Consider the following 19,933-nt stretch of genomic DNA (forward strand, 5'->3'; position numbering starts at 1 on the left):
AATGCTGGCCGGATGACGATTGGAAACCCGGCCGGATGAACGTCGGAATCTGCAATCCTGCGCCTGATCGTGGTGCTCGCTTTCGCTTTGCCTGCCGGCATCGCAGGCTATGCGCTCGTTCACGGTGTCACGCGCGAGGCCGTGCCGTCCGGGGGCTGGCGCGTGATCTTCTGTATGGTCGGAGGCTGTGTAACCGGCGTGTCGGCATTGATGCGACTGGCAGGCGGGGCGCTCTCCCCTGCTGAATAGGCGGAACGCCACGATAGCGGCCTTCGACCGCTACCTCACCGGTGCCAGTGCTGCCTGAACTCGTCAGCGAACCACATCTCGACATCATAGGAGACGGACGTGGTGGTTCGGAAATCGAGATAGGACGAATAGTTCGGCCAGGCCCATGACAAAAACGGCCGAGAAGCTGAGTTTTCCGGACGAAGGTCTGTCAGTCCACTCTCCCTGTGCCATTGGTGGCACAGGTGACGGATCACGGCTTCGCACGCGCCTTTCTTCATGACGGCTCATCTGTCCACTCGCCAACCTCCGCCTGATAGCAGACGAAGGCGAGCTTGTTGCCGTCCGGGTCGCGCACATAGGCTGCGTAGAAACCCGGCCCATACTGTGGTCGTGGACCGGGCAGGCCTTCATCGGAGCCGCCATGCGTCATCGCCAACTCATAAAGGTCTTTCACCTGGGCGACACTCGGCGCACGAAGCGCCAGCATCACGCCATTACCTGACGTTGCCGCCATGCTGTCGAACGGTCGACCGACGCAAAGTCCGGGAATGGCATAATCTTCCAGCGATCCCCACGACACGCTGTTATCCCCGGTCCAGCATCGCGGCTGCCCGAGCCGCTCCATCAACGGGTCATAGAACCGGATCGCACGATCCAGATCGTTGGTCCCCAACATGGCATAGGCGAACATCGAACTCCTCCGAACGCGGCGCTATAGTCACCGACCGAGAGGCATCACCTCGCCGCGACCACCGCAACACCCGCGCCGACCATGACGCTGCCGGCGGTGCGGTTCACCCGGCGGACGATGCGGGGGCTACGCAAGAGCTTGCGGGCACGACTGGCCAGGAGCACATGCCCACCGATAACGACGACCTCGACAGCGACAATGACCGCTGCCAACACTCCGACCTGACCGAGCGTGAGAGACGCCCCGACCATGTTTGGCAACAGCGCAACATAGAATAGAGGCATTTTCGGATTGCCGAGATTGAGCGCGATGCCGGTTGCGAAGATCGAAACAAGTCCACCCCCTCCGTTGACGGGCTGGAGATCGGGTACGACCGGTTCAGCCGTCCAGAGCCTGATGCCCATCCAGATCAGATAGGCTGCGCCCGCGTAACGCAGGATCGTCATCACCACTCCCATCTCGGCCGCGAGGACCGATAGGCCGAACGCCGCGAGCGTCAGGAAGATCAGGATGCCGACAACGGTTCCAGCGCCGTAGGCGATGCCCGAGGCCGCACCATTGGCAATGGTGCGGGCGACGATGGTCATGTTGTCGGGTCCAGGACTGGCGGCGAAGACGAAAAAGGCTGCTGCAAAAGCGAGAAGAGTGGAGAACTCCATCAATATACTCCCGAGGTTGGTGTGGAGGCGCAGACCTCCTGTTTTTAGCTCATCAAGCAACCATACTCAAAGCAAGTGAACCGAGGGCATAGAGACCGAAAAGGATGAGGATCAGTCCTGACAGGCTCGAAACCCTCCGGGAGAAACTTTCGGGAAGGCGCTGCCTGGCCAATGCTACACCGCCGCTCAGGACAAACCACCACAGCAAAGAGCCAAGAAAAACGCCAGCGACAACGAGAAACACACTCGTGGTGCCCGCTGCGTCCGCAAGACCGAGACCCGCAAAAATCGCCGCAAAGGACAGAATGGTCATAGGGTTGGTGATCGTCAGGAAGAAGGTCGCGGCGATGGTGCCGAAAAGATCGCGCGCGCCGACTTGAGCTGCGTTCCCGACAGGCTTGGGTTTCAGGCTTTTCCATCCGAGCCACAACATGAACAGGCCACCCACGATTTTGAGTGGCGCGTCGATCGTCGCAAGGGTGGCCGCGAAAGCCGAAAACCCGACGGCTGCGAGGCTGGCATAGACGGCATCCGCCAGGGCGGTGCCAAGGCCACCCGCCACACCAGCCCAGAATCCGCGTTCAAACGTCCGATTGATGCATAAGGCGCCGATCGGGCCGAGCGGAGCCGCGATCGCAAGCGCGGCCCGGACTTCCGCATCTTCGCAGGCACCACGGTCGAGTTCGGCGCGGCCTGGAAGAAGACCGCCCGCGAGACGGGCCGCGAATACCTCTCCGTCAAGCTGGATGATCCGAGCTTCCCCGCTCCGATCTACGCCAGCCTGGTCGAGGCCGAAGACGGCGAAGGCCTCAATCTCATCTGGTCGCGCCGCACGGGCGACTGAGGCCGGACATCTCCCGAAGCCCCGCTCGTCCGAGCGGGGCTGCTCAAGGGGCCGCCGCCTTTCAGGAAGTCCGGCAATCAGGTTGTACGATTTCAGGTAACCGCGGCGACCGGTCTCGTGCACCGACGCGGCGCACGACATGTTCGAAGAACTGCGGCCCGGCAGCACGATGTCGAATGAGGAAGATTCACGATCGGTCCGTCAGCGATCCGATTGACCGCGGTGATCCGAGGATCGAGCCGCGCCGGATTTGGCGCTTGTCGAGATGGCCGCTCCACAAGGTCAGTAGCAGGCCGATCCCGGCCATGATTGCACCGACCCATGGCGTTGCGCCCAATCCGAAGCGGGAAGCGGCCACCGTTCCGACGATGAAGGCTCCGAGCGCAAAGCCGGCATTGGCGGCTGACACATTGATGGTGGAGGCGCTATCGACACTGCCCGGTCGATGGCGCATGGTGAGCTAAGCGACATAGGTTGCCAGGCCCGGCGCATTGCAGAACATCAAGCCGCCAAGCGCCGCCAATGTCATGATCATGCCAGGCATGGACAAGGCGGTGAAGGTCAGCACCGCCGCCGCCTGCGCGGCGAACATCACGGTGCGCTGCGACCACGCTGCCCAGCAAGTGGTGTTGCAAGATTATATCCACGCGGTCACTGATGCCCCGTGCGGTTTGAGCTGGCCTCGAATTTGCTTGTTATTCCGTGTGTAATCGGTTGGGAAAACAAGTTCGTATGGCCGTGTCCAAATGGCTCAGCTACGCCGACTTCTATCGGGAATCGTCTTATCAGGCCTTTCCGCAAGAGCATCGGCGCGCTCAGGGGCTTCTAGCCTATAATTTGATCCAAGTTGAACAAGGTCCGCACAATTTCGTCGATCCCGAAGTTCCCGAGACAATCCTTGCCTTGCCATTGACCGTCGATCGTCGCTGCACGTGGCGATGGACGATGGGTGGGAAGAGTTCGCGGGAGAGCGCCGAACCCGGCCGTCTGCTCGCTGTCCCCTCCGGCGTCGAAAGCCGTTGGGAGATCGATGGAAGTCGCAAGATCCTGCTACTGACCGTGCCTGATTCGACTGTCCGATCGGTACTCGGCTCGTCGTGCCCGAAACGGGTGAGCGATGTGTTCTGGACCCTCAGTCGGGATACCTGGGTCGACCCCTTCGTCGAGGTTCTGCTCAATCGGATGTGGCAATGCGGGGCAGGCGGAGAGGCCGCCGATCGTTATCTCGCCGATGGTCTTCTCGTCTCGATGCTGTCGCAGCTCCTGATCCGGGCGGGGGCTCGGCTGGACGACGGAGCGCCCGTGGCCTTGCCACAATGGCGCCTTCGCCGAGTACGGGAATTCGTGGAAGCCAATCTCGACCAAGACATCGGCCTCGATGAGCTCGCTGATGCTGCCGGTTTCAGCAGACGTCATTTTGCCCGCAGTTTTCGCACCGAGACGGGCGAAACCCCTCACCGATGGCTCATGAAAGTCCGTCTGGAGCGGGCCCTGTTGCTCCTGAGGGAGACCGAAGAGACACTTGTCGACATTTCAGATCAGTGCGGCTTTTCGAGCCAGAGCCACTTTACGACGACAATGAAGTTGGTGACCGGCATGACGCCACGACAGTGGCGCCAAAACAATCAAGATTGAGCGTGATTGCCCTGTCTCAGAGCGCGATGAAACAGGGCATCGTGAGACGTGGCGCCTCGCAATCATTGAGATAGATCCGAACTTCGTCAGGCGCTCGACCACTCCCTGCGTCGATCGGTGCCAAGAGGAGGCGTGGCTCTGCCGCACGAGACGGGCAAGGGGCAGCGTGGCTCTTTGCTGAAAATTACGGCACGCCCAAATAAGAACCAAACGACGCTTTCCTCTAATTTCTCTAGACGAGTGGCGCGCCCTTCGAGTGGCACGCCGATTACCTCTCTGTGAGGTGCCGTCGAGGGATTTCATGAACGCATCACCACGAGCCCGCACCGTACTGCCTCTCGCTCCTGATCGGCAGGGCGCAGGACTGCACGAACATCAGAATGACGATCTGCTCGTCTGCCGAGACATCGTACTGGAGTTCGGGGCTTTTCGGGCGGTGAATTCATGTTCGTTTTCGGTTCGGCGCGGTTCAATCACCGGTTTGGTCGGCCCAAATGGTGCCGGCAAGTCGACGATGATCAATCTGATCGCCGGGGCGCTGCATCCCAGTAGTGGCAAGATTCACTACGCTGGTGAGGACATCACCGACCTCGCGCCGAACGAACGCTTTCATAGAGGGCTCGTGCGAACCTTTCAGATCCCGCACGAGTTTGCCCACCTGTCGGTCCTCGAGAACCTGATGTTGGTAGCGCCACATCAAGCCGGCGAACAGATGTGGTCGAACTGGTTCTCGCCTGGGCGGGTTCGCATCGACGAAGACGAAGTCCGGCGACGCGCCTGGGCGACACTCGGGTTCCTTGAACTCACGCACATCGCCCACGAGCGCGCGGGGCGCATTTCCGGTGGGCAGAAGAAGCTGCTTGAGCTCGGCCGTACCATGATGACCGATGCCCAGCTGGTACTTCTCGACGAACCTGCAGCCGGCGTGAACCGAACACTGCTCCGCAAGCTCGAGTCGCAGATCGAGTATCTCAATCGCGAGAGAAACTACACCTTCCTCCTCATCGAACACGACATGGAGATGATCGAGCGCCTCTGCGATCCGGTCGTCTGTATGACCGAGGGCAGCGTTTTGATCGAGGCCGATTTCAAGACGGTGCGGTCCGATCCGCACGTCCTCGAAGCCTATCTTGGGGAAACGAAGGACGCAGCTCAATGACCGCATTACTTACCATGAGCAGCATCTCCGGCGGCTATGGCGACGCCGACATCCTTCATGACCTGTCGATGGAAGTCGGGGCGCGCGAGATCGTGGCGATCATCGGTCCCAACGGCGCCGGCAAATCCACCGCAATGAAGTCGATCTTCGGCCTCTTGACCATTCGCAGCGGCACCATCGTCGTCGATGGCACCGACATCACCGGATGGGCCCCGAGCCGGATCGTCAGATCGGGCATCTGCTACGTCCCGCAGGTCGCCAACGTCTTCTACGACATGACCGTTCACGAAAATTTCGAGATGGGAGCCTTTCTGCGCAACGGTGACTACTCCGATGCGCTGGAGCGGGTCTACGAGATGTTCCCGGACATGAAGGCCAAGCAGAAGGCGCTGGCCGGCAGCCTCTCGGGTGGGCAGCGCCAGATGGTCGCAATTGGGCGCGCACTCATGCTCGACCCCAAGGTTCTTCTCCTCGATGAGCCGACAGCAGGCCTCTCCCCCAAATACATGGAACAAATATTCCAGACATGTCGCGATATTCGCAACACCGGTGTTGCGTTAGTCCTCGTTGAGCAACACGCAAAGCAAGCTCTACGCTTCGCCGATCGTGGCTATGTCCTGGCTGCTGGAAGAAATAGATGCGACGGAACCGGGGTAGATTTGCTGAACAATAGATTTATCGCGGAAATGTTCTTGGGCGCATAAGGGGGTGACGTGGATATATCGAGCTTTATCAACTTCTTCCTGATCCCTGGGATCATCCTCGGGTCGATCTATGCGCTCGGTGCCATCGGCGTCACGCTCGTGTACGCGATCATGCGTCACGGTCACTTCGCCCACGGAGATCTTGCGACCTTCGGCGCCTTCATGGTGTTGCTGTTCTCCGCGTCATCGGGCCTGTCCCCATATGCCGCATTGCCCATTGCGGCCGTGGCTGCCGGGCTGATGGCGATTGCCATCGACTGGTTGTTCTATACCCATCTGCGCACGCTTCCCAAGATCATCACAACGATATCGTCTCTCGGCGTCGCATTGATGCTTCGCGCGGTGGTGCAGATCTTCTGGGGCGTCAATACCCTCAGCTACGAAACGGGGATCGCGCGGCCCGAAAACTGGTTCGGCCTGCGGATCAAGCCACACGAGGTGGTGACGGTCGTCATGGTGATCGGGCTGGTCGTGGCACTCGAGATCTTCCTGCGCCACAGCAAGTGGGGCAAGGCGATGCGGGCGATGTCCGACAACCCGGATCTGGCCTCGCTCTGCGGAATCGACAACCGAAAGGTGATCGCACTCACTTGGATGCTCGTCGGTGCGCTTTGCGCCGCTTCGGGGTTCTTCCTCGGATTGAACACCCAAGTCAAATCATTGATGGGGTGGAATATTCTGCTCCCGACGTTTGCTGCGGCCATTCTGGGCGGCGTCGGTCGCATCGAGGGGGCCATCCTCGGTGGCCTGATCGTCGGCATCTGCGAGGAGATGTCCGTCCTGGTCATCCGCAGTGAATACAAGGTTCTCAGCGGCTTCGTCATTCTGCTTCTCGCTCTCCTGATCCGTCCGACCGGCCTTTTCCGTGGCAAGGTACTCTGAGAGGAGACAGCCGAGATGAACTTCGTCACACTCCTCAACTATCCTATCTATCTTCTGATCTTCATATCGATCTACGGATGCCTGACCATCGCGCTGAATGTTCAGTGGGGGTATGCCGGGCTGTTCAACGCTGGTGTCGCCGGATTCTTCGCCGTCGGGGCCTACACGTCGGCCATTCTGACGTCACCCGCCGCCGTAGGACGGATCGGCGGCTTCAGCCTCCCCGTTCCGGTGGGCATGCTGGGTGCCATGCTCGCCTGTGTGGTCGCCGCATGGCCGGTCGGCAAAGTGTGCCTGAGGTTCCGTTCGGACTATCTCGCCATCGTGTCGATCGGGGTAGCGGAAGCCATTCGTCTGGTCGTCCGGTCGGAAGAGTGGCTCACCAACGGCAGCCGCGGCATCATCGATATTCCCCGGCCCTTCGGTGATCTTCCCTACGCCCAGTCACAGGTCGCCTTTCTCGGCCTCTCCTGCCTCATCCTCCTAGTGGTCTATTTCCTCGTCGAACGCCAGCTTCGCTCACCCTGGGGGCGAATGATGCGAGCGATCCGAGACAATGAGACGGCGGCCCAGGCGATGGGCAAGGATGTGCCGCGCCGACGCCTCGAGGCCTTCATCCTCGGCTCCGCTCTGATGGGCCTGGCCGGTGCCCTCTACGTCCATCTCACCCGAGTGATCACGCCGGATGCGATCGATCCCATGATCGTGACATTTCTCGTCTGGATCATGGTCATTCTCGGTGGGTCTGGAAACAACCGCGGCGTTCTCGTCGGTGCACTGATCATCTGGGTCATCTGGTCCGCGTCCGAACTGGTGACCGATCAGCTTCCGGCGGACATCGCCCTGAAGGCCAAATACGCGCGGATGTTCCTGGTCGGACTGCTTCTACAGGTCATCTTGCGGCTCAGACCCGAAGGACTGCTCCCGGAACGTGTCGGTACGGCAGGCGGTTCCGGTGATCTCGGACGAACGTCCCCCGAAGCGATCGCTCCGTCGGAAGGGTCGGACGACGTTTGAACTCCAGGCCCGGCGGTCGTTGCCGCCCTTTCGAAGAGAGGAAGACTCTGATGCGTAACACTGTACTCGGAATGGCATCACTCATTGTTGCAGCCGGTGTCGCTGCCACTCCTGCTCAGGCCGATGTCGGTATCGGTTTGGTCGGTGGGATCACCGGCGGCACGGCGGCGCTGGCACCGGAAATGATGAAGTCCTACCAGTTCGCCGTGAAGCAGGTGAACGATCAGGGCGGCATCAAGAACGGCGAAAAACTCATCGGCGTGGTGGCGGACGACGGTTGCAATGCGCAGACCGGCGTCGACGCGGTGACGAAGGTCGTGAACGTCTCCCAGGTCGTGGGGATGGCAGGCCCGTGGTGCTCCGGCGTGGTTCTCGCCGTGGCGAATTCCGTGACGATCCCGGCCGGCGTCGTGCTGATCACGCCTGCCGGAACCTCGCCGCAGATCACGGCGCTGAAGGACAACGATCTCGTCTTCCGGACGGTGCCCTCCGACGAATATCAGGGCCAGGTTCTGGCGCGGACGCTGCTGGCGCGGGGCACCACCAAGGTGGCGCTCTCCTTCATCAACAACGACTACGGCAAGGGCCTCGCCGACGCGTTCCAGAAGGAATTCGTCGCCAAGGGTGGCACCGTCGCCGCCCGCGCTGCCCACGAGGAAAATCGCGCCTCCTATCGCACCGACCTCGCGCAACTCGCCAAGGGCGGCGCCGACACGCTCGTGCTGATCGATTACGGCGACAGCTCCGGTTTGACGGTTCTGCGCGAATCCATCGAAAACGACTTCTTCAAAACCTACGTCGGCGGCGAGGGGATGAAGACGACCGCCACGATCAAGACGATCGGATCGAAGAACCTCGCCAACTTCTATGTCTCCTCGCCGGTCAGCGAGAAGTCGCAGTCGCTTGAGGTCTTCGCCTCCGGCTTCAAGAGCGCTGGTGGTGACCCCAACGCGACCTTCGTGTCGACATCTTATGACGCCGTCTTCCTCCTCGCCCTGGCGATCGAACAGACCGGCGGCGACAAGACCAAGATCTCGGCCGCTCTGCGCAATCTCGTCGACGCTGCCGGTGAATCGATCATGCCGGGCGAATGGGCGAAGGCCAAGGCGCTCATCGCCGCCGGCAAGCCCATTTCCTACAAGGGTGCTTCGGGCACGCTCGCCTTCGATGCGAACGGTGATGTCCCTGGTGCCTATGCCCTGTTCAAAGTGAACGGGGACGACTTTCAGTTCGTCACCGACATGAAGTGAACTCACACGGATGGCGTGCCCGACGAAGGCATGCCATCCGCTTCCCACCTGCCGCGCGACATCACGTTCGCCGCTGTCCATGCACCTCTCCCAAAGCGAGAGAAAGGTAAGTCAATGCCGTTTCCGGTCACGAGAACGATTGCGCCCAAACCCATTCCTTCGGATGTCGGAAACACCTTCGGCGCTTATTTCACCGACCACATGTTCGTCATGGACTACACGGAGGGGCGCGGATGGCACAATCACCGGATCGGTCCCTTCGGGCCGATCCCCGTTCATCCCTCGTGCTCGGCGATCCAATACGGTCAGTCGATCTTCGACGGCTACAAAGCCTACCGGTGCGACGACGGCATCATCCGACTGTTCCGCCCCAAGGCTCATCTGGAGCGCATCAACCGCTCAACGGCGCGTCTGTGCATGCCGGCGATCGAACCCGACACCGTCCTCGATGCCATGGTGCAACTCGTCGGCCTCGACCGCGACTGGGTGCCCCACCAGCCCGGCAAGGCTCTCTATGTTCGCGAGACGATGATCGGAACGGAGGGTTTCATGGCCGTGCGCCCGGCCAAGACCTATACGTTCATGATCTTCTTGTCGCCAGTCGGCAATTACTACGCCGAAGGGGCCGATCCGGTCAAAATTCTGGTTTCGGACAAGCATGTGCGGGCGGCCCGTGGCGGTATAGGCGCCGCGAAGGCTGCCGCGAACTACAGCGCCAGCCTCCTCGCGACAGAAGAGGCCAAGGCGCTCGGCCATACGCAGGTCCTGTGGCTCGATTCCGTCGAGCGGCGCTATCTCGAGGAAGTCGGCACGATGAACGTGATGCTGAAGGTCGGCGATGAAATCGTCACCCCGCCGCTCACCGACTCGATCCTGCCGGGCGTGACGCGCCTCACTGCCCTCCACCTCCTGCGCGAATGGGGGCTGAAGGTCAGCGAGAGGCAGATCGCCATCGATGACGTCTTGGCTGGTATCGAAGACGAATCGATCGAGGAAATCTGGGGGCTCGGGACCGCCGCAGTGGTTTCACCGATCGGCGAACTCACTTATCGCGGCAGGTCACGGGTTGTCGGCGGCGGCAAGATCGGCCCCACGACGGCAAAGCTCTACGATGCGATTACCAAGCTTCACACCCAGGCGGGCAACGATCCCTACGGTTGGCGCGTGGACGTCCTCTGACCCCCTTCCCTGGAGTTTCGACGGGATCGAGTTCTAGGGGCACATCGCGAAGGCTTGCCTGGCCTGTCGGAGCGCTCGCCGCCGATCTCTCCGACATCACGCGCCGCGCTGCTCGTCCGCCGTCCGGAGCTTGCCAACACGAAGGTCCGGCCTCTAGGTCCGGAGAGGGTCCATGAATTCACTCGACGGGACGAATTCTTCTGCCCCGGAAGCGGCCGATGCCACCTCGGCCGTCATGCCGCCGCACCAGATCGCCGTCTTCTGTGCCGCCACCGGCATCATCGTCGCCAACCTCTATTACGCGCAGCCACTCGCCGGCATGATGGCGGCAGACGTCGGGCTGCCGTCGTCGGCAGCGGGTCTGATCGTGACCCTCACGCAGATCGGCTTTGGGTTGGGGCTCGTCTTCCTCGTGCCGTTGGTGGATCTCGTCCGTGCGCGTCTGCTGCTTCCCATGGTGGTGATCGGGGCCGGGCTGGCTCTCGCCGCGATGGCGTTGGCTCAGGCGGCTTGGCAGATCCTGCTCGGCGCCCTGCTCATCGGTCTGTGTTCGACGGCGACGCAGATGTTGGTGCCGATCGCCGCCCGTCTGTCGCCGCCGACGTTGCGTGGGCGGGTCGTCGGCAGGGTCATGGCGGGGCTCCTGTCAGGTATTCTCGCGTCACGGCCGATCGCGGGCATCATCGCGGATTCACTGGGATGGCGTGCGGTGTTCGTCGTCGCAGGGATCATGATGGCGCTGCTCGCGGGAACGCTGCTGTCGGCTCTGCCGAAGCGTCGCGTGGTGACCGACAGCACCTCCTATCGGGAGCTGATCGGCTCCATGGGGCGGCTGTTTCGCAGCAATCGCGTCGTGCGTACGCGGGCCTACCTCCATGCGCCGTTGTTTGCCGCCTTCACCTTGTTCTGGACTGCCGTCCCCCTTCATCTCGGCAACGACCTCGCGCTGACCCCGACCCAGATCGGCTGGTTCACCCTCGCCAGCGCCGCCGGCGCCCTGGCAGCCCCGATCGTCGGACGCCTCGCCGACGCCGGGTGGAGTGGACCGGCGACCCTGGCGGCGATGGGAATGGTTGCAACTGCGTTCGGCCTGGCCGCGGTCGGACGCGGCAGCATTCCGCTGCTGTTACTCGCTGCAACGCTCCTCGATTTCGGTGTGCAGTCGAATCTGGTTCTCGGCCAGCGGGCCATCTTTGTCGCGAGTGGCGAAGCCAGCGGACGTGCCAACGCCGTGTTCATGTCATTGTTCTTCGTCGGTGGCGCAGTCGGATCTGCGATGTCCGGTGGACTGATGACACTCGGTGGTTGGGGGGCGGTCGCCGCCGCCGGTCTCGGTGCAGCGGTGTTCGCGACTGTGATGGCGATCATGGACACGCGACCCCGCGCTCGACCGTGACAGTCCCGGCGGAGGCAAGTGACATTCATGAGGCGAAGCCGCCGCCAACCACGTGAACGAGGGAAAGATGAAGAAGCTCAACGGAAAGACGGCACTGATCACCGGCGCGGCGCGTGGCCTCGGCCTCGAAATAGCTCGTGGGCTGGCGGCGAACGGCGCGCACGTCGTCATCCATGGCCGCAATCAAGACGAACTCGAAGTGGCGAGGCGCGACCTGATCGCAGCAGGCGCAGATGTCTCCATGCTGTTGGTGGATCTCGCCGACGAAATGGGGACCATCGAGGCCTGCAAGGACCTCGTCGCACGGCAGGGCCGGATCGACATCCTCGTCAACAACGCAGGGGCTCGGGATCGCCGCCCCCTCGCCGAGATCGATCGCCAGTCGTTTCGGCGGCTTCTGGAAGTCAATCTCGTCGCCCCTTTCGATCTGGTGCGGCGTCTGACCCCCCATATTCCCGATGGCGGTCGGATCGTGAACATCACCTCGATCGCCGGCCCGATCGCCCGCGCCGGAGACCCCGCCTACACGGCGGCCAAGGGGGGGCTCGATGCTCTGACCCGCGCGCTCGCCGCCGAACTCGGAAGTCGAGGGATCACCGTCAACGCCATCGCCCCAGGCTTTTTCGCGACCGAGGCGAACGGAAAGATGGTCGCCGATCCCACCATCGCAGCACGCCTCGAACAACGCACGTCGCTCGGTCGCTGGGGCAATCCGAGAGAAATCGTCGGCGCCGTCCTCTTTCTCTGCTCGCCGGATGCATCCTATGTCACCGGTACCACGCTGGCCGTCGACGGAGGATACCTCTCACACTTCTGATGCTGGGCCAGAATATCTTCTATGTAAAAGCGCACAGTAACGTATTGCAAGCAGTCGACGGGTTGATATCCGATCTGCAGTAAGACGATATAAAATACAGATTGCGCCGTTACGGCGTTAATTGGAGTTTGATGTTCAAACGCATCCTGCCACGCCGCGATTCCAGGGACACCTTCATGAACCTGATCCTTCGGCGATCGACGTTACCACGATCAGGCGCTCCGAGGCGATGCCGAGCGAGGCCAACCGCACCCTACAGATGGATGCTGCCAGACGCACCGCCGAGATTGAGCAGTTGATGCTGACCGGCATCGGCAATCGCCGCCTGCTGAATGAGCGTCTCGCCGAAGCCATCGCTCTTGCCGATCGTGCTCGCAGCGCTCCTGTCGCAAGAAATGACGCCATCGTGTGCCGTGATGCGCAGACGCTCCGCGCTCTATCGGGTGTCGTGCCGGTCACACGCAGCAGCGGCAAGCAAGACCTCTTTCTTGGTGATGCGCCAAGCCTGCCCGCATCGGCTCCGCATGGCGGTCTGGTGAAACGTTCGACGGCAATCGAATGCCGTAACCAGATGCCGTGTGAGGCTGTCGTCGGCAAGGTGCGACGCTTCCACATTGCGCAGCGCCGCGGCGACGACTGCGATGAGCATGCACCACCAGCAAATAGAGCTGCGTGGCACGCCCAACTCTTGGCCTGACAATGCTTAGGGCTCCGCCCTCGGCGCGCTTCGAGGCGCCTTCCGCCCAGCTTCCTGCGCGTGTGCCACGCTCCGTGCAGCCGGGTCCCCGCGAAGGGCCCCTCCGCTTGCACACCCGCTGCTCGCCGCGAGGCAAGGTTGCAGCGCAGCGCAGCGCTCCAACCCAGCCCCAAAGGAGACAGATCATGTATCATCACCTCGCCACCCGGTTCGGCCGCAATTCGCATCAGATCAGCGGGCGCGAAGCCCTCGACAACGAAGCCCTGTTTCGCCACGTCCCGTCCGTGTTCGCCCGTGAGGCGCATGACAGCCGGTCGGATCGTTATGTCTATGTCCCCACCATCGAGATCGTGGAGGGGTTGCGGCGGGAGGGGTGGTTTCCATTCTTCGCCGTGCAGTCGGTGCCGCGCGACGGCAGTCGCCACGGCCACGCCAAGCATATGCTGCGGCTGCGCCGCGATGACGGGATCGGCAAACCGGAGGCGGCGGAAGTCATCATCGTGAATTCCCACGACGGAACCTCGGCTTATCAGATGTTTGCCGGTGTACTGCGTTTCGTCTGCACCAACAGCATGATCGCGGGCGAACGCTTCGAGGAAGTCCGCGTCCCCCACAAGGGCGGCATTCAGGATCAGATCATCGAAGGCGTCTACACAGTTGCCGAAGACTTCCCGCGCCTGATCGATGCCACCGAGACGATGAAAGACACAAGGCTGTCGCGGGACGAACAGCAGGTGTTCGCCGAGGCGAGCCTTGTTGCCCGTTATGGCGAGGACGAAAGCCCGCTTCGCCCCGACCAGATCATCGCTCCGCGCCGCCGCGAGGATGTCGGCCAAAGCCTGTGGCAGACCTTCAATGTCGTTCAGGAGAACCTGATACGCGGCGGACTGGACGGCCACCGAACCAATGCCGATGGCCGCATCCGTCGCAGCCGGACCCGTCCCATCAACGGCATCGACCAGAATGTCGGTCTCAATCGCGCGCTGTGGACGCTGGCCGAGGGAATGCAGCGGATCAAAGCCGCCTGACCACAAAGCCGTGCAATCGGGTTTCCGGTTGCACGGCTTTCAGCCTTTCCAGTTCCGCACATCACCAATTTTCCGCCGATCCGTGGACCCGGATCGGCGGCGCGGCCGTGCTTGTGCCACGCCCCCCGCTCGCCGGGCTGCCCCCGGCTCGCCAAAGAACGACTACAATGATAGATGTATTTTACAAATATATGATCGTATTGCGCGAACAACATATCTGATATTCATGGCTTCAATAAAAATCTGATGATTCCTACTCTGCTCCTCTTTAGCGCCGACCAACAGGCGCATGAGAGGAAAGGTGACGCCATGCCAAGCACGGATTGGCGCTCGCCGGTCGCTTATGGACATGCCAGGAGCATTCCAGCCGCCGGCTTCGCTTGGGAATATCTTCGCCGCGACGACGACTATCGCCGTGATTTTGAGCAGTTCAGCGCTTTGCCGAAGAGAGACACCGGTATGACCGATGCGTTCTCCCGGCGTTGGGGGGTGCGATTTCCCGGTTGCTCCGGAAACACTGGCCGACGAACATACGCCGTTCTGGATACCGGCGCTGCAACCCGGCACGATCCAGCTCGCGCCGATAGGCACTCCAGACGATATGCCGGCGGACTTGCCGCTGGTCCTGTCGGAGCTTCCCGGTGTTGCGATCCATCCGGCACAGAATGGTGTTCATATCGTCTGGCGGGTGAATGGCGTCGATCATCAGATCTGGCTTGAACTTGCCGTACCGAGCGAACCGACCGGTTTCGTTGCGATCCTGCCGCTCGACGCTTTGTTTCTATTGCGCGCCCAGGCGGCCCGCCGTCTCTGGCGGTCGCTGAACGGTCAGCCGCCGGACGATCCGCTGGGGTCTTTGCCGACGCTCACCCGTGACCGCCACATCCTGACCCTTCGAGCGCTCGACGCCCGTCTGGCCGGGGAAAGCTATCGGACGATCGCCGAGGTACTGCTCGGCTTCCACGGTCGGATCAAGAACGACTGGGAGGTGAGCCCGCTCAAGAACCAGGCCCGCCGCCTCGTCGCCGACGGCCTGTACTACATGCACGGCGGCTACCGCGATCTGCTCCACTATCCGCTCAAGCTGACACGCCGCCGCTGACCGGCGGCGTGTCAGCATTCGCCGGACCGATGGCCATGTCGGGCCGATGTCCTGTCGTATCTTCCCGTCTACCCGCAAGCAAGCTGTGTCGCCATGCACTGCGCGCCGTGATCTTTACTTGAAAGCCCGTCTCTCCAAGATGCTATGCTATATTGCATTTCTATCCATAAATTATCTGGACCAAGGAAATGGATGGGCCGACGATAGAAATAAGAAGTTACGCCGATGCATCACGGCGTCACGATCATGATCACCACCAGATCGTCTTGCCCTTCCGAGGGTGTCTGGAACTCGATTTTGGACACAGCGGCGGGTACGTCGCGACCGGCGTTGGTGCGATCATCCCAGCAGGAGCCGATCATGCTTTTCAGGCGCGGGGAAACAATGCCTTCGTGGTCATGGACCTGCCGGACGAGTATCCCGTGCAGACGGGTATCTTCGGATCGGTAGGGGCGTTCTTTGCGATCGGTGCCGATCTCCAGGGGTTGTTGGATTACGCCACCGTCCGGTCATCGCAGAGCAACCTTCCCACGCATCTTCGCGCCGCCTGGACAAGCTTGATGCTCGATCGGCTCAACGCCACAGCGAGCCATCCCGATTTCGTCGATGTCGCTCTTCGGCGCGCGATTTCCTTCATGAGAGAGAGGCTGGCCGACCCGGTCCGCACGGATGACATCGCTGCGGCCGCCGGCCTCAGTCTGACCAGGCTCCATGCGGCCTTCCGTGACCGTCTGGGATCGACCCCGCATGCGCACCTTTCAGCGCTGCGTCTCGATGCGGCCGAACGCCTGCTGATGACGACCAGCGATCCCATCGCCATTATCGCGCTCCGGACCGGCCATGCGGATCAAAGCGCTCTGACCCGCGCCCTGAAGCGGGAACGCGGAAAGACCCCGGCCGCGATGCGACGGGCAGTGCGGCACGGTAATTCGGCAGACGAAGCCTAAAATTCCGCAGACCGTATCAAGACGGTGCCCGCCGTTTCGGAGTGCCGTGTCGTCTCCATGGAAGCGGAGACGACGATATTGCAGCAGCTACAGCAGAAGCGCACATTTAAAGCCACGGCGATCGGCATCGCCGCCATCCTATTCTGGGCGGGGCTGGCCCTCCTGACGGTGACAGCCCGAGGCATTCCGCCCTTTGAACTTCTTGCCCTCAGTTTCGGTGTCGCCTTCCTTGCCGGCGTGATCGTCTTGGCCGCGCGCGGGCGTCAGGCGTTGGTCCGGCTTCGCCAGCCGCCCGGACCATGGCTGACCGCCTTTGCGGCGATATTTCTATATCATGCACTCTACTTCTATGCACTGACGACGGTCCCTCCCGCAGAGGCCGGTTTGATCGCCTATCTATGGCCTCTCCTCATCGTGCTGTTCGCCGCCGTGGGGCCGGGCGGCGAGCGGCTCCGGCTGAACCACCTCGGCGGTGCTATCCTCGGTCTTCTGGGAACTGCCGTCCTCTTCGTGGACCACCCGCCCGAAACCTTCGTCTCGGGTGCAGCGGCAGGTTATACGGCGGCGTTCGGTTGTGCGGTCATCTGGTCCGGCTACTCGGTCGTCAATCGCCACTTTGCAAACGTGCCGAGCGAAATGCTCATCGGCGTCTGTGGCGCCGTCACCATCACCGACGAGACGGAACGCGCTCAATTCAGCGCAGTGTGGTCGCCGCACAACCGCAGCCCGGCGCTGAAGAACCTGCTCGACCTCGCGGCTGCGACGGGCCGGTCAGCCTGATTTCGTAACCAGTTCGGCCGGTTCGATCCCCAGGGCATCGGCGATCTGGCCGAGAACGGTGACGCTGGCCGACACATCGGCGCGCTCGATCGCCCCGATATAGCGCGCGCTCAGGTCCGCGCGATCCGCCAGCTCTTCCTGCGTCAGTTGTTTGTCATGACGTATCCGACGCAGATTGATCGCCATGACCTCCTTGAGATCCATGACGAGAGCGGAGCCTGAATCGGAATTATCGTTCCAGGAACGATGATTCCGATTCGTCGCGCGTTGTGATATTCATCCAACCGCTTCGGCTTGCTGCGGCAGCGCAATGCTTGGCGAAACTGAATAGCCACACGCCGCTGTCTCACAAGCGAAGCAAAAAATGAGGTAATCATCACTCCGAGCCGCGGTACCGGAAGGAGGCCGTGAGATGCGCGTCAAACCCGAACTCGATCCCGATGTTGACGATCTGGCTCCCATGGAGCCGGATGTGACCCGCTATGACGAGGCGCATTTCGTCACCTATCTGCGCCTGCTCGACGCCGAGACCGATGGGGCCGACTGGACGGAGGTGGCGCGGATCGTGCTGCATCGCGATCCCGTCGCGGAAACCGCCCGAACCCGCACATGCTGGGAAAGCCACCTCGCCCGCGCCCGGTGGATGACCAAGATCGGCTACAGGCGCATTCTGGAACAGGCAGTTGAGGAAGCCCGCAACACGCGGCACTGACCCATCCGATTTCTACGCCATGGTATCCGGCGGCACGCCCTCTGTTCTTTTCTATTGCCTATCGCAAAACCGTCTATTCTCTGATCGGCTCCATCTCTTTTGCCGATCGGAGCCTCTATGTCGGGAAGTCGTGTCCTTTGGGGACAAGTTGCCATCGTCCTGTTGATCGTGCTCACTGCGATCTGGGGCGCGACCGAATGGACGGCGTGGCGGCTCGGGTTCCAAGTGCAGTTGGGTGTGCCGTGGTTCGAGCTTGGTGGCTGGCCGGTCTACTACCCGCCCATCTTCTTCTGGTGGTGGTACGCCTACGACGCCTATGCGCCTGCGATCTTCATCGAAGGGGCGCTCATCGCCGTGTCCGGCGGTTTCCTCTCCATCGCCGTCGCCATCACCCTGTCAATCATCCGGGCGCGCGAGGCGAAGAACGTCGCCACCTACGGCTCGGCACGCTGGGCCTCGTCCGAGGAGGTGAAGGCGGCCGGACTGCTTGACCCGGACGGCGTGGTGCTCGGCAGGCTCGATCGCGACTATCTCCGTCACGACGGCCCGGAGCATGTGCTGTGCTTCGCGCCGACCCGCTCCGGTAAGGGCGTCGGGCTTGTGGTGCCGACGCTGCTGACCTGGCCCGGCAGCGTCATTGTCCACGACATCAAGGGCGAGAACTGGGGGCTGACAGCGGGTTTCCGCGCCAAACACGGTCGCGTGCTGCTGTTCGATCCGACCGATGCGAAATCCTCCGCCTACAATCCGCTGCTGGAGGTCCGGCGCGGCGATTGGGAGGTGCGCGACGTCCAGAACATCGCCGACATCCTGGTCGATCCCGAGGGCGCGCTCGACAAGCGCAATCATTGGGAAAAGACCAGCCATTCGCTACTGGTCGGCGTGATCCTACACGTCCTCTATGCCGAGCCGGACAAGACGCTGGCCGGCGTCGCCAACTTCCTCTCCGATCCGAAACGCCCCATGGAGGCGACGCTGCGCGCCATGATGTCCACGTCGCATCTGGGCGAGGCCGGCGTCCATCCCGTCATCGCCTCGTCGGCGCGCGAGCTGCTCAACAAATCCGACAACGAGCGATCGGGCGTGCTGTCCACGGCTATGTCGTTTCTCGGCCTCTATCGCGATCCCGTGGTGGCGAAGGTGACGGCGCGCTGCGACTGGCGCATCGCCGATCTCGTCGCTGGCAAGCGGCCCGTCAGCCTCTATCTCGTCGTGCCGCCGTCAGACATCGCCCGCACCAAGCCGCTCATCCGCCTGATCCTCAATCAGGTCGGACGGCGGCTGACCGAGGAGCTGAACGCCGCCAACCGCCACCGCCTGCTGTTGATGCTCGACGAGTTTCCGGCGCTGGGCCGGCTCGACTTCTTCGAGTCCGCCCTAGCCTTCATGGCGGGCTACGGTATCAAGAGTTTCCTGATAGCACAGAGCCTCAACCAGATCGAGAAGGCCTATGGCGCCAACAATTCTGTGCTCGACAATTGCCATGTCCGTGTTGCCTTCGCCACCAATGACGAGCGCACCGCCAAGCGCGTGTCGGACTCGCTGGGCACCGCGACCGAGATGCGTGATTCCACCAACTATGCCGGCCATCGGCTGTCGCCCTGGCTCGGCCATCTCATGGTGTCGCGGCAGGAGACGGCCCGACCGCTGCTGACCCCCGGCGAGGTGATGCAGCTTCCTCCGACCGACGAACTGCTGTTGGTCGCGGGCGTGCCGCCGATCCGGGCGAAGAAGGCGCGCTACTACGAGGATGCCCGCTTCAAGGAGCGGTTGCTGCCACCGCCCGACCTGTCCGCTCAGTCCAAGGCGCCGAAAACGCCATCCGGCGACGACTGGTCGGCGCTGACGATACCGACGCTCGTTGCTCCATCAGCATCGCTGCCTCCGGAAGCCGCCGCGACCGATCCCGCCAACGCCGGCATTCGCCGCGAGCCGGAATTGCCAGAGCATGAGGAGATCGTGCCGGATGAGCGCCCGGTAGCTGGTGAGTTCGACGTGCTCGACGACGAACCGGACGTGGACGCCGCCAAATCCCGCACCATCCGCCAGCGGATCACGTCTGTCGCGCGTCAGGCGACGATGGACCCCGCCGACGGCATCGAATTGTAGGAAGCCGCCATGAGTCCCAAGACCCGCATGAATGTCTATTTCGTAAGCGTCGTCCCGGCGGCACCTTCATAGGTTGGGCGTGAAAGCGCAGTCT

At 62.1% G+C, this 19,933-nt stretch carries 23 protein-coding genes and 1 pseudogene; 18 read left to right on the forward strand and 6 right to left on the reverse strand.

Annotated features, from left to right (window positions below; genetic code table 11):
* Positions 1–505: 505 nt before the first annotated feature.
* The 3 genes from KHC27_RS04480 to KHC27_RS04490 are packed head-to-tail and all read right to left on the reverse strand — an operon-like array spanning position 506 to position 2,215.
* A complete protein-coding gene (locus KHC27_RS04480; protein WP_213335574.1) occupies positions 506–922 on the reverse strand; it encodes a VOC family protein in 417 nt (138 codons plus the stop codon).
* A 44-nt stretch (positions 923–966) separates the two neighbouring features.
* Entirely contained in the window at positions 967–1,581 is a 615-nt protein-coding gene (locus KHC27_RS04485; protein WP_213335576.1) for a LysE family translocator, read from the reverse strand.
* 52 nt (positions 1,582–1,633) lie between these two features.
* On the reverse strand, positions 1,634–2,215 hold the full coding sequence (locus KHC27_RS04490; RefSeq protein ID WP_343210831.1) for a LysE family translocator: 582 nt from the start codon (positions 2,213–2,215) through the stop codon (positions 1,634–1,636).
* Between KHC27_RS04490 and KHC27_RS21530 the strand changes: the two are divergent.
* Positions 2,213–2,425: pseudogene (locus KHC27_RS21530) on the forward strand (DUF736 domain-containing protein); the annotation flags it as partial. The gene KHC27_RS04490 and the pseudogene KHC27_RS21530 sit on opposite strands and share 3 nt — an antisense overlap.
* 187 nt (positions 2,426–2,612) lie before the next feature.
* Here the strand turns inward: KHC27_RS21530 and KHC27_RS04495 are convergent.
* Positions 2,613–2,879 carry a hypothetical protein gene (locus KHC27_RS04495; RefSeq protein ID WP_213335580.1) on the reverse strand — a complete coding sequence of 89 codons (267 nt, stop codon included), beginning with the start codon at positions 2,877–2,879 and terminating at the stop codon, positions 2,613–2,615.
* 6 nt (positions 2,880–2,885) lie between these two features.
* Positions 2,886–3,020, reverse strand: a complete 135-nt coding sequence (locus KHC27_RS21845) for a hypothetical protein (RefSeq protein ID WP_281416980.1) — start codon at positions 3,018–3,020, stop codon at positions 2,886–2,888.
* 137 nt (positions 3,021–3,157) lie between these two features.
* Here KHC27_RS21845 and KHC27_RS04500 point away from each other — a divergent pair, with 137 nt between their 5' ends.
* From KHC27_RS04500 to KHC27_RS04565, 15 genes are all read left to right on the forward strand, one after another.
* A complete protein-coding gene (locus KHC27_RS04500) occupies positions 3,158–4,060 on the forward strand; it encodes an AraC family transcriptional regulator (RefSeq protein ID WP_213335581.1) in 903 nt (300 codons plus the stop codon).
* A 301-nt stretch (positions 4,061–4,361) separates the two neighbouring features.
* A complete protein-coding gene (locus tag KHC27_RS04505) occupies positions 4,362–5,219 on the forward strand; it encodes an ABC transporter ATP-binding protein (RefSeq protein WP_213335582.1) in 858 nt (285 codons plus the stop codon).
* Positions 5,216–5,923, forward strand: a complete 708-nt coding sequence (locus KHC27_RS04510; protein ID WP_213335584.1) for an ABC transporter ATP-binding protein — start codon at positions 5,216–5,218, stop codon at positions 5,921–5,923. Before KHC27_RS04505 ends, KHC27_RS04510 begins: the two co-directional genes overlap by 4 nt.
* A 9-nt stretch (positions 5,924–5,932) precedes the next feature.
* Entirely contained in the window at positions 5,933–6,805 is an 873-nt protein-coding gene (locus KHC27_RS04515; protein ID WP_213335586.1) for a branched-chain amino acid ABC transporter permease, read from the forward strand.
* Between the two features lie 15 nt (positions 6,806–6,820).
* Positions 6,821–7,822, forward strand: coding sequence for a branched-chain amino acid ABC transporter permease (locus tag KHC27_RS04520; RefSeq protein WP_213335588.1), 1,002 nt, complete (start codon positions 6,821–6,823; stop codon positions 7,820–7,822).
* 50 nt (positions 7,823–7,872) lie between these two features.
* Positions 7,873–9,072 (forward strand): ABC transporter substrate-binding protein, encoded by a 1,200-nt coding sequence (locus KHC27_RS04525; protein WP_213335590.1) that lies wholly within the window; start codon positions 7,873–7,875, stop codon positions 9,070–9,072.
* A 114-nt stretch (positions 9,073–9,186) separates the two neighbouring features.
* Positions 9,187–10,251 (forward strand): branched-chain amino acid aminotransferase, encoded by a 1,065-nt coding sequence (locus tag KHC27_RS04530; protein WP_213335593.1) that lies wholly within the window; start codon positions 9,187–9,189, stop codon positions 10,249–10,251.
* Positions 10,252–10,423: 172 nt separating this feature from the next.
* Positions 10,424–11,647, forward strand: coding sequence for an MFS transporter (locus KHC27_RS04535; RefSeq protein ID WP_213335596.1), 1,224 nt, complete (start codon positions 10,424–10,426; stop codon positions 11,645–11,647).
* 67 nt (positions 11,648–11,714) lie between these two features.
* The gene (locus KHC27_RS04540) at positions 11,715–12,464 is read left to right on the forward strand and encodes an SDR family oxidoreductase (RefSeq protein WP_213335599.1); all 750 of its coding nucleotides are present in this window, start codon (positions 11,715–11,717) and stop codon (positions 12,462–12,464) included.
* 121 nt (positions 12,465–12,585) lie between these two features.
* Positions 12,586–13,161: a hypothetical protein gene (locus KHC27_RS04545; protein WP_213335601.1), complete on the forward strand. Its 576-nt coding sequence runs from the start codon at positions 12,586–12,588 to the stop codon at positions 13,159–13,161.
* 185 nt (positions 13,162–13,346) lie between these two features.
* A complete protein-coding gene (locus tag KHC27_RS04550) occupies positions 13,347–14,189 on the forward strand; it encodes a DUF932 domain-containing protein (RefSeq protein WP_213335603.1) in 843 nt (280 codons plus the stop codon).
* A 309-nt stretch (positions 14,190–14,498) separates the two neighbouring features.
* On the forward strand, positions 14,499–14,909 hold the full coding sequence (locus KHC27_RS21535) for a transcriptional regulator domain-containing protein (RefSeq protein ID WP_246518946.1): 411 nt from the start codon (positions 14,499–14,501) through the stop codon (positions 14,907–14,909).
* Entirely contained in the window at positions 14,791–15,291 is a 501-nt protein-coding gene (locus tag KHC27_RS04555; RefSeq protein WP_213335619.1) for a DUF2285 domain-containing protein, read from the forward strand. The genes KHC27_RS21535 and KHC27_RS04555 overlap by 119 nt, the downstream gene beginning before the upstream one ends.
* Positions 15,292–15,479: 188 nt before the next feature.
* Positions 15,480–16,238 carry an AraC family transcriptional regulator gene (locus tag KHC27_RS04560; protein WP_213335605.1) on the forward strand — a complete coding sequence of 253 codons (759 nt, stop codon included), beginning with the start codon at positions 15,480–15,482 and terminating at the stop codon, positions 16,236–16,238.
* A 57-nt stretch (positions 16,239–16,295) separates the two neighbouring features.
* The gene (locus tag KHC27_RS04565) at positions 16,296–17,018 is read left to right on the forward strand and encodes a DMT family transporter (protein ID WP_213335607.1); all 723 of its coding nucleotides are present in this window, start codon (positions 16,296–16,298) and stop codon (positions 17,016–17,018) included.
* Here KHC27_RS04565 and KHC27_RS04570 read toward each other — a convergent pair.
* Entirely contained in the window at positions 17,010–17,222 is a 213-nt protein-coding gene (locus KHC27_RS04570; RefSeq protein WP_213335609.1) for a helix-turn-helix domain-containing protein, read from the reverse strand. The genes KHC27_RS04565 and KHC27_RS04570 overlap by 9 nt on opposite strands.
* Before the next feature lie 208 nt (positions 17,223–17,430).
* Here KHC27_RS04570 and KHC27_RS04575 point away from each other — a divergent pair, with 208 nt between their 5' ends.
* Both KHC27_RS04575 and KHC27_RS04580 read left to right on the forward strand, forming a co-directional pair.
* Positions 17,431–17,730, forward strand: a complete 300-nt coding sequence (locus KHC27_RS04575; RefSeq protein WP_213335612.1) for a DNA -binding domain-containing protein — start codon at positions 17,431–17,433, stop codon at positions 17,728–17,730.
* Between the two features lie 117 nt (positions 17,731–17,847).
* A complete protein-coding gene (locus tag KHC27_RS04580; protein ID WP_213335614.1) occupies positions 17,848–19,839 on the forward strand; it encodes a conjugal transfer protein TraG in 1,992 nt (663 codons plus the stop codon).
* The last annotated feature ends 94 nt before the right edge of the window (positions 19,840–19,933 follow it).

Source organism: Ancylobacter lacus (assembly GCF_018390635.1).
Lineage (GTDB): Bacteria > Pseudomonadota > Alphaproteobacteria > Rhizobiales > Xanthobacteraceae > Ancylobacter > Ancylobacter lacus.